Raw genomic sequence first — 8,664 nt, forward strand, 5'->3', positions numbered from 1 at the left:
CCAGGCCTATTGAGCGCCTGTCGATCCGTTAAGCTTAATTGTTCATATTATGCGCTGCAGCTGACGCAGTCCTCTACCTCCAAGCTCTGGTTGCGGACATAGTAAACGGTTTTTAGCCCGTTTTTCCATGCGGCCATGTACAGCTCGAGGAATTCGCGAGCGGACAGATCGGGCGTGATGTACAGATTGAACGACTGCGACTGGTCGATGTGCCGTTGACGTACGCCTGCGGCACGGATGCTCCAGTGCTGATCGATCCGGTGCGCTTCCTTGTAGTACCACATGGTATCCGGGTTCAGGTTCGGCGCAGTTTGCGGAATGACGGCGTTTTTCTTCTCCTCAACGAAAAACTTATTGAAGATCGGGTCGATGCCAGCCGTCGATCCGGCGATCAGGGAAGTGGATGCCGTCGGCGCGATGGCGAACATCCAGCCGTTGCGCACGCCGTACTTGGCTACCTGCTCTTTGAGCTCCAGCCATTCGGGACTGCTATAACCACGGTCTTCAAAGTACGCCCCGGTCTGCCATTCGCTGCCTTCGAATACAGGATATGCGCCTTTTTCCTTGGCGATTTCCATGGATGCTTTAATGGCGTAGTAGTTCATCCACTCGTAGACTTCGTCAGCCTTTTGCACATGCTCGTCGGATTCCCACTGGATATGGAGCTGGGCCATCATCTGATGGTAGCCGCTGGAGCCAAGGCCTACGGCACGGTATTTTTTATTGGTAATTTCCGCCTGCGGAATCGGATAGTAGTTCAAGTCGATGACGTTGTCCATCATCCGCATTTGCGTTGTTACGACACGTTCAATGTCTTCTTTGGTATACACGCGGCCCAGGTTGGTGGACGACAGATTGCAAACGACAAAATCGCCGCTCTTCACCTGCGAGGTGATGATGCCGTCTTCGTGTGTCGTCTGGATCATTTCCGTCGGACTCATGTTTTGGCAGATTTCCGTACACAGATTCGAGCAGTAAATCATGCCCTTATGCTTGTTCGGATTGGCGCGGTTCACCGTGTCGCGGAAGAACACGAATGGAGTGCCCGTTTCGAAAGCGCTGGTCAGGATGCGCTTCATGATGTCGATCGCCGGAATTTCATCCTTGGAAAGCTTATCGTCATTCACGCAATCCAAGTAACGGCGTTCCCACTCCTCACCGTAAGAATCCTCAATGGAATATCCTTTGACTTTGCGAACCTCGTGCGGATCGAATAAATACCAGCTGCCGCGTTCCTCTACCGTTTTCATGAACAAATCGGGAATACATACCCCCGGGAAAATATCGTGGGCTTTCATCCGGTCGTCCCCGTTGTTTGTTTTGAGGTTCAGGAAATCCAGAATGTCTTTATGCCATACGTCCAGATAAACCGCCACCGCTCCGGAACGGACACCAAGCTGGTCGACGGCAATCGCCGTGTTGTTGTAGTTTTTAATCCATGGAATGACGCCTCCGGCCACTCCCTTATAGCCCCGAATGTTCGAACCGCGGCTGCGGACTTTACCTACATAAATTCCCATGCCGCCTCCGTGCTTGGACACTTGCGCAAAGCTTTGGTCTACGTTGTAGATGCCCCACAGGTTATCCGGTACGGTATCGATAAAGCAGCTGGACAGCTGATGCAGCGGCTTACGGGCATTGGCGAGCGTAGGGGTGGCGACCGTCATTTCCAGGTTGCTGAGCACATCGTAAAAGCGCTTGGCCCAGTAAAGCTTGTCCGATTCTTTCATTGCCAGATGCATCGCAACGCCCATGAACAGCTCCTGCGGCAGCTCGAGCACTTCTTTATCGAGCCCTTTGATCAAGTAACGATCCGTGAGCGTCTTCAGGCCGATATAGTTCAGCAAATAGTCTCTTTCCGGTTTGATATAGCTGCCGAGATCCCGGATCTCTTCTTTCGTATAGTGTTCGAGAATATATTCGCCGTACAGGCCGACTTGTGTTAAATAGGTGATCAGGGAATAAAGATCGCCATATCCGAAATGGCCGTATTTGCGGTTTAACTGGGCTTCTTTGTATAGGTCGTAGGTCAACAGCTTGGCGGCTACATACTGCCAATTAGGCTGCTCAACGCTTGTTTTTTCTACTGCGACTTGAATCAGCAGACGCTGAATTTCCTTGGTCGAAATTTCATTGCGAAATAATGGCAGTAACGCTGTCTCGAGCTCCAATGGATCACATCCGGGAAAAGACTCGCAAGCAAAGTCAATGACTTTTTTCATTTTGGAGAATACGAGCTCTTCCTTCGTGCCGTCTCGTTTGACGATAATCATGTATAAACAGCTCCCCTTCATCAAGTAAAAAGCATGCCTTCGCCCGTTTCCTCAGACGAAGCATGCCGACGATCCGTCTTAAGCATACCCCTAATTTTTATAGGGTACATCATCGTACCAAAGAAGCGAGCAGGTCTCCCGGTTCCGGAGAGCAGCACTTTTTTGGCTGTCTTCCGCGTCGAAAGATGGCGAATCCGGCCGATAGTGCCCCTTACCAGCGGCTGGACTGCGCCGGAATCACACCGGCTTCTCATTTTTAATCTTCCACAATATATCGTAGTGAATGACTATCGCATCTACCATATGTAGTTATTTTTAATGCGCGATAGTATGAATTTAACCCATTATCGCTCTGATTGTCAATGTATGATTTTATACAATATTCGACAAGTTTGCGAGTATTCCCTAGCCCTGACTCTGTATTTGGTTTCTGCAAGTCATTTATGCTACATTTAGTTGGGGACCTATTCAAGGGGGGCTTTATCATGCATTTCAGAACTTTCACAGCCCGGATGCTGCACCGTCCGGTCTATTGGTTATTATTGTGCTGGGTAATCATACTCGCATTCGGAGGGGCGTCGCGCGCGGACGCTCATGCAAGCCTGGTGGAAGCTGTGCCTGCAGCGGGCAGCGAGCTTGTACAAGCTCCTGAACAGGCTGTGCTTACTTTTAATGAACAGTTGGAAAAAGAACTCTATCAATTAAGGGTGTACGATAAGGATAAACGGTTGGTCACGGAACAAGCTCCGGTGATGAACGATAATCAAACCAAGCTGGCGCTGGATCTGCCGCAGCTTGGACAAGGGACTTATTTGGTAACGTATCACGTGATTTCAGCCGACGGACATCCGGTGAACGGAACGTACCTGTTTGCCGTAGGCGAAAGCTTGAGCGGGCCGGCGACGGTACCCGGGACCGGAACTGGCATGGAGGAGCATCTTCACTATCACGAGAACGGGCCATTGGACCGCTTTGGAGTGAAGGATGTACTGCAGTTTGCTTCGCGAATCGCATTTTACTTCACGATGCTGGGCTTTACGGGATTGCTTTTGTGGCTTCGTTGGTTCGGGACGGGCAGTCCGTTAGAGACAAAGAACCGTTTGCGGCAAAACGCAGAGCGCTGGCAGCAGGCTTATCTCATTGTTTATATTTTGTTCATGTGGGCCCATATGGGCGATTTAATCGGTGAAGGCGGGGCGGATGCGTTTGTGCGTCTGCTAACGCAAACGACCATCGGCTATGCATGGCTCGGAGGACTTCTGCTCGCCCTGCTTTCATTTGTTATCCTGCATCGAAATGCGCTGCTGGACTATGTTTGGGTTGCTGCCGTCTGGTTCGCCAAAAGCATGCTTGGCCATGCTGCCGCTTACCAGCCTGCCAGGGAGACATTGACTTTGGACTTTATGCATCTCGGAGCGTCTTCCGTCTGGATTGGAGGGCTGCTGACGATGCTTTTGCTATGGCGCCATGACCGGGAGCAGGCAAGGAGGATGTATCCGTTTTTTTCTATGGCTGCGTTGATCGGTATTCTGGTGCTGGTCGTCTCAGGAGCGCTGATGACCTTCATTTTTCTGCCGGATATTCGCTATCTCGTAGAAACATGGTGGGGCAAGCTGCTGATCGTCAAGACGGGACTGGTGCTGACGGTGGTCGTCATCGCATCGCTAATCCGTTATTTTTACCGGAAGAACCATGAGCAAAGCACCCGGCGCTTGATGCGTGCGGACGCGCTGTTGATGGCGCTGATTTTGGGGATTGTCGGCATTTTTACTTATTTACCGCCGGCTCCTGCCAATGAGCCGCTGAATTGGCATGTGATGGGCGAAAAGATTCACATGACGGCGCAGATTAGTCCCAATAATCCGGGAGTGAATGATTTTACGGTGAAGGTGTGGCTGCCTGAGAAGCTCGGCAAGCCGAAGCAGGTCATCATGAAGCTGCAATCGGTCGATAGTCCGGAAATCGCTCCGTTAGGTGTTCCTTTGGAATATTTTGAGGATCCGAGCTTTGAGGAATCATTCGGGATGAAAAGGTACAGCTACAAGGCTCGGGGAGCCTATCTCCCATACCCCGGACATTGGAAACTGGAGATACGGGTCATGGACAGCAATGATGATGAAACGGTATATGAAAAGGAAGAAAGAATCTTCTAAAGCTCCATTCGACATAAAAAGACAAAGGAACACATAGGACTTTTCAGCTAAAACATCTTGTCCTTTTGAAATCGGGGAATTAGAATAGAGATATACCCTTCAGGAGGTAAGCAGAGAATGAACAGCAATCTTCGAAGTCCTGTGGGAACATTTTGGACAAGAAAACCATCGCAAGGAAACAAGCTACTGCGAAATGCTTCGTTTCTGCGTCTATGGCTTACTATGATAGGAGCGCAAGCCGGGCTGTTCTCGATCAGGGGCGTGTTCGGCCTTCCTTATGATCAAATAGATTGGATTGCACTAGGGTTTATCTCGATAGCCGCCGGACCGGTGCTATATGTGTCTTTAAATAAAAAAGCGAATCAACTGACAACGACCTGGTATGCGGCTTTGAGTTTGCTGCTATTGTCGGAATGTGTTGAGGTGGCGGTCCGATATATCTACGAAGGATGGAACGGCTGGCTGATCCACTTGGCGGATGCGGCGGGTATGATTCTGCTGGCGGCCCCTTTGTTGTATTTTTCCATCGCCGATCTCCGAAATAGAGAAGAAACGGAACGGAGGTTACATGATTTAACCTATCATGACCAGCTTACCGGATTGCCGAACAGAGAGAAATTCCAGCAGTCCCTTGAGACTTCCATTGAAGCCGCCCGATTAGTCCGATCCAAGCTGGCTGTCCTGTTCATTAATCTCGACCGGTTTAAGAATATAAACGATACGTTCGGTCATGCCTTCGGTGACCGGTTGCTCATAGAAGCGGCGGAACGGTTGAAGAATGGATTAAACAGCAGCGCCAGCGTGTCAAGACAGGAGGGCGACAAGTTTACCGTAACGATTGAGGATGCGGGGCAAGCTTCCTATGTAGAGATGGTGGTGCAAAAGATCGTTCATCTGTTCAGCAAGCCGTTTTCCATTGACGGTCATGAGCTTCGTGTGGGCTGCAGTATCGGCATAGCGAAATATCCTCAGGACGGAGACGATCCGATTACGCTGATGAAGAATGCGGCTACGGCCATGTCCCGGGCCAAGGATTACGGTACGACCGGCTACCGCTTTTATACCGCTGATATGAACGATGCGGTCATCCAGAAGCTGGTTATGGAGGAGTGGATGAACAAAGCGCTGGAGCAGGATGAATTCGTACTGTATTTTCAGCCTCAAGTGGATATATTCGATCATCGTTTAAACGGGATGGAAGCTCTTCTTCGTTGGAACCATCCGCGGCTCGGCTTCATATCTCCGGGAGATTTCATTCCTCTTGCGGAAGAAACAGGGTTGATTATTCCGATCGGGAAATGGGTGCTGCGAACGGCCTGCATGCAAAATAAAGCATGGCAGATTGCAGGATTCCCGCCGCTGAAGATGGCGGTCAACATTTCACCGGTTCAGTTCTATCAGGATGACTTTGTACAGGTCGTATTAGAAGCGCTCCAAGACAGCGGACTGGAGCCGCAATATCTGGAGCTCGAAATTACCGAGGGCATCGCTATGTATCAGCTGGACCAGGTGATAGACAAGCTGGATACGCTGCGGGGGATGGGAGTACATATTTCGATAGATGATTTTGGCACAGGGTTTTCTTCACTGAATTACTTGAAAAAATTCCCGATCGACAAGCTGAAAATCGCGCAGCAATTCGTAAGGGATATTACCGAAGACCCGGATGATGCCGCGATCGTACAGGCGATCATGGCGATGGCGCAAAGCTTGAAGCTGAATGTCATAGCGGAAGGGGTAGAGACGCAAGATCAGCTCTCGTTTCTGCTTGATGTCAATTGCAGGGAAATTCAAGGCTACATATACAGCAAACCGGTTTCGGCAGATGAGTTTCACGCTTTGCTGCAGAGGAACCTGGTGGCGTAAAATAACGGCCCCGCCTTCAATGGCGATAGGGCCGTTTTGGTTTGAGGATGCCAATCCTCTGATTGCCGGCCGAACTTTTACGCAAACTAGCCCGGGGTTACCCGCTTGCACAACAGACGACTGGCATATCGCGGGTCCAAGCCCCATCCCATGGACGATTCGAGTCCAAAACATGGGTATATAGCGTTTGGTTATGGGGTTACTGTTTCCAGCTTTGAGGGTGCCCCTCGCCGACGTAACGGGCCGCGGCAGCGTTGGCGATCACCTGCTGCGGGCTCTTGCAGCCGGGTATGACGGCAGTAACAGCGGGATGCTTTAGACACCAGGCCAGCGCCCAAGTGGCCATGTCCATACCGGCCGGCAGTTCTTTTTCCTGAATGCGTTCAACCTCTTGAAGCTTGAGGAGCGTTTGTTCAGGATCGTGCCGCTGCCGGACGTCGTTGTCGGCAAATACGGCCCCCGGCTTGTACTTGCCGCTTAAGTATCCGCTCGCCAGCGGCACACGGGCCAGTACGCCAAGCCCCTGCCGCTCGCAGGAAGGAAAGACCCGTTGCTCAGGCACACGGTCCAGACGGTTATAAACGACTTGAATGACCTTCGAGCCCACGCGTGAGGAAGCATCGGTTTGATGCAGATTATCGTTGCTTCCAATAGATGTGCCGAGATGGCGGATTTTACCCGCTTGTACCTGTTTGTCCAGCAGAGTCCACAAGTCATCTTGATCAAACGCCTCGTCCGACCCCGAATGAAATTGGTATAGATCTATGTAATCCGTATGAAGCGCTTTTAAGGAAGCGTCGAGTTGTTCAAGCACCTCTTGAGGGGACCAGTGCTGAGTGCGATCCATATGCGAGTGAAAGCGGTGGCCGAACTTGGTGGCGATCACCCAATCCTCCCGGCGTCCGCGGGAAACATAGCTTCCGATCAGCGATTCGGACGTATGGTCGCCGTAGCATTCTGCGGTATCGATGAAATTGATCCCGCTATCCTTCGCCTGATCGAGAATGCCGTCTACTTCGGTTTGCGTGAAAGGCTTGCCCCATTCGCCTCCGAACTGCCAAGTTCCTACGCCGATGACGGATACCTTCAGATTCGTTGCTCCGAGCTTGCGATATTTCATTGAGATTCCTCCTTGGATAAATGGTTTGGGGATGATATTCGAGCGGTTCAGTCTATTCCCGATTGTACAAAAACGCATGGTGATATTCAAACCGGTTAATGAAGCAACAAACGATGAATCCTCAAAGTCGCTGCTGCGAACAACGTTCTCACTAAAATCGCCAAGTATAATTTACTAATTTTTAACAATAATAATAGTAAGACATGATTACAAAGGAGATCAGCTATGGAATCCAGTATGAGTGTTGTTGATGTTATATCGCAAATCCAAGCATTAAAAACAAGCGGACAGCCGCTAAATAAGAAGAAATTAAAACAATCGCATCCGGAATTGCTGCAAAATGCATTGTTTTATTTTCCAAGCTGGGAGCATGCTTTACAAACCGCCGATTCTAAATAACAGATGTAAGCCTGATCCGCAACCCGCTCAGGCGTTTTGACGAAATCGATCAGATAAGTCTGGTGGAGAGCAACGCTAAAGAACACAGCCGCTTGTACGCCCTTTGCAATATCATCGGGCTTTAGGAGTGGCTGTGTTTTTTTATTCCGTATTCCATAAGCTGTTAATGATCCCTAGCGGTAGAGCTTCCTTTTTATGACCTGTTAGCTTCACCATATTCTTTCCCGCTTTTTATGAAAGTGAAACTGATGGTGGACATTGAGAGGACAACCATGCTATCATTAATTCGATTTTACCCAATACGCCGATAGCTTTATATTTTTAATAGATCAGGTACCGATTCCGTTTGTATTGACGGTCTCGGTTTAAAAGGGAAGCCGGTGCAAGTCCGGCACGGTCCCGCCACTGTAAGCGAGAAGCTTTTCTGTGTGTATTACGCCACTGTCAATGGATGGGAAGGCTGCAGAAAAGCGTTGAGACGCAAGTCAGGAGACCTGCCTGTTCTGTTGCAGCCGTTCCATCGGATATTGCGATGGCAGTTGACAACGAAGTCACCACAACACCTACGCGGATAGGATGGTGTACGAGAGCGGTAGTAGCCATGCAGGATTAACCGTCTTTATCGAACGCAGCCGAACAGGCGACAGCCATTGCGTGATATAAAGCCGCACTGCTGGTTTCCCATCCATTGTCGTCAAGCATCTTCCGGAAGGAGGATGCTTTTTTTTTGTAGTACGCCCAGCATGGGCGTCATCTTTAGGGTGAAAGTCCTGAACGGGGGCTGGCGAGCGCCTACCGTAGCCAAGGGCAAGGGTGTCCGTCGCGAGGCGGAATCTGAAGGAAGCCGGAGGCA

5 protein-coding genes and 2 riboswitches are annotated in these 8,664 nt (G+C 50.3%); of the genes, 3 read left to right on the forward strand and 2 right to left on the reverse strand.

All coding sequences use genetic code 11. The features are described 5' to 3' along the window. Positions 1 to 47 precede the first annotated feature (47 nt). On the reverse strand, positions 48 to 2,273 hold the full coding sequence (locus tag ACZYR9_RS23870) for a ribonucleoside-diphosphate reductase subunit alpha (protein ID WP_488980912.1): 2,226 nt from the start codon (positions 2,271 to 2,273) through the stop codon (positions 48 to 50). Between the two features lie 111 nt (positions 2,274 to 2,384). Further along, a riboswitch (cobalamin riboswitch) is annotated at positions 2,385 to 2,580 on the reverse strand. A gap of 178 nt (positions 2,581 to 2,758) precedes the next feature. Here ACZYR9_RS23870 and ACZYR9_RS23875 point away from each other — a divergent pair. Both ACZYR9_RS23875 and ACZYR9_RS23880 read left to right on the forward strand, forming a co-directional pair. After that, on the forward strand, positions 2,759 to 4,426 hold the full coding sequence (locus tag ACZYR9_RS23875) for a copper resistance CopC/CopD family protein (RefSeq protein WP_488980913.1): 1,668 nt from the start codon (positions 2,759 to 2,761) through the stop codon (positions 4,424 to 4,426). A 117-nt stretch (positions 4,427 to 4,543) separates the two neighbouring features. After that, positions 4,544 to 6,292, forward strand: a complete 1,749-nt coding sequence (locus ACZYR9_RS23880) for a putative bifunctional diguanylate cyclase/phosphodiesterase (RefSeq protein WP_488980914.1) — start codon at positions 4,544 to 4,546, stop codon at positions 6,290 to 6,292. A gap of 199 nt (positions 6,293 to 6,491) precedes the next feature. On the opposite strand, the gene ACZYR9_RS23885 is transcribed toward ACZYR9_RS23880, so the two are convergent. Continuing rightward, positions 6,492 to 7,412, reverse strand: a complete 921-nt coding sequence (locus ACZYR9_RS23885; RefSeq protein WP_488980915.1) for an aldo/keto reductase — start codon at positions 7,410 to 7,412, stop codon at positions 6,492 to 6,494. Between the two features lie 225 nt (positions 7,413 to 7,637). Between ACZYR9_RS23885 and ACZYR9_RS23890 the strand changes: the two genes are divergently transcribed. Then, positions 7,638 to 7,811, forward strand: coding sequence for a hypothetical protein (locus tag ACZYR9_RS23890; protein ID WP_488980916.1), 174 nt, complete (start codon positions 7,638 to 7,640; stop codon positions 7,809 to 7,811). 314 nt (positions 7,812 to 8,125) lie between these two features. Next, a riboswitch (cobalamin riboswitch) is annotated at positions 8,126 to 8,327 on the forward strand. Positions 8,328 to 8,664: the final 337 nt, after the last annotated feature.

The organism is Paenibacillus sp. F024, assembly GCF_057814255.1.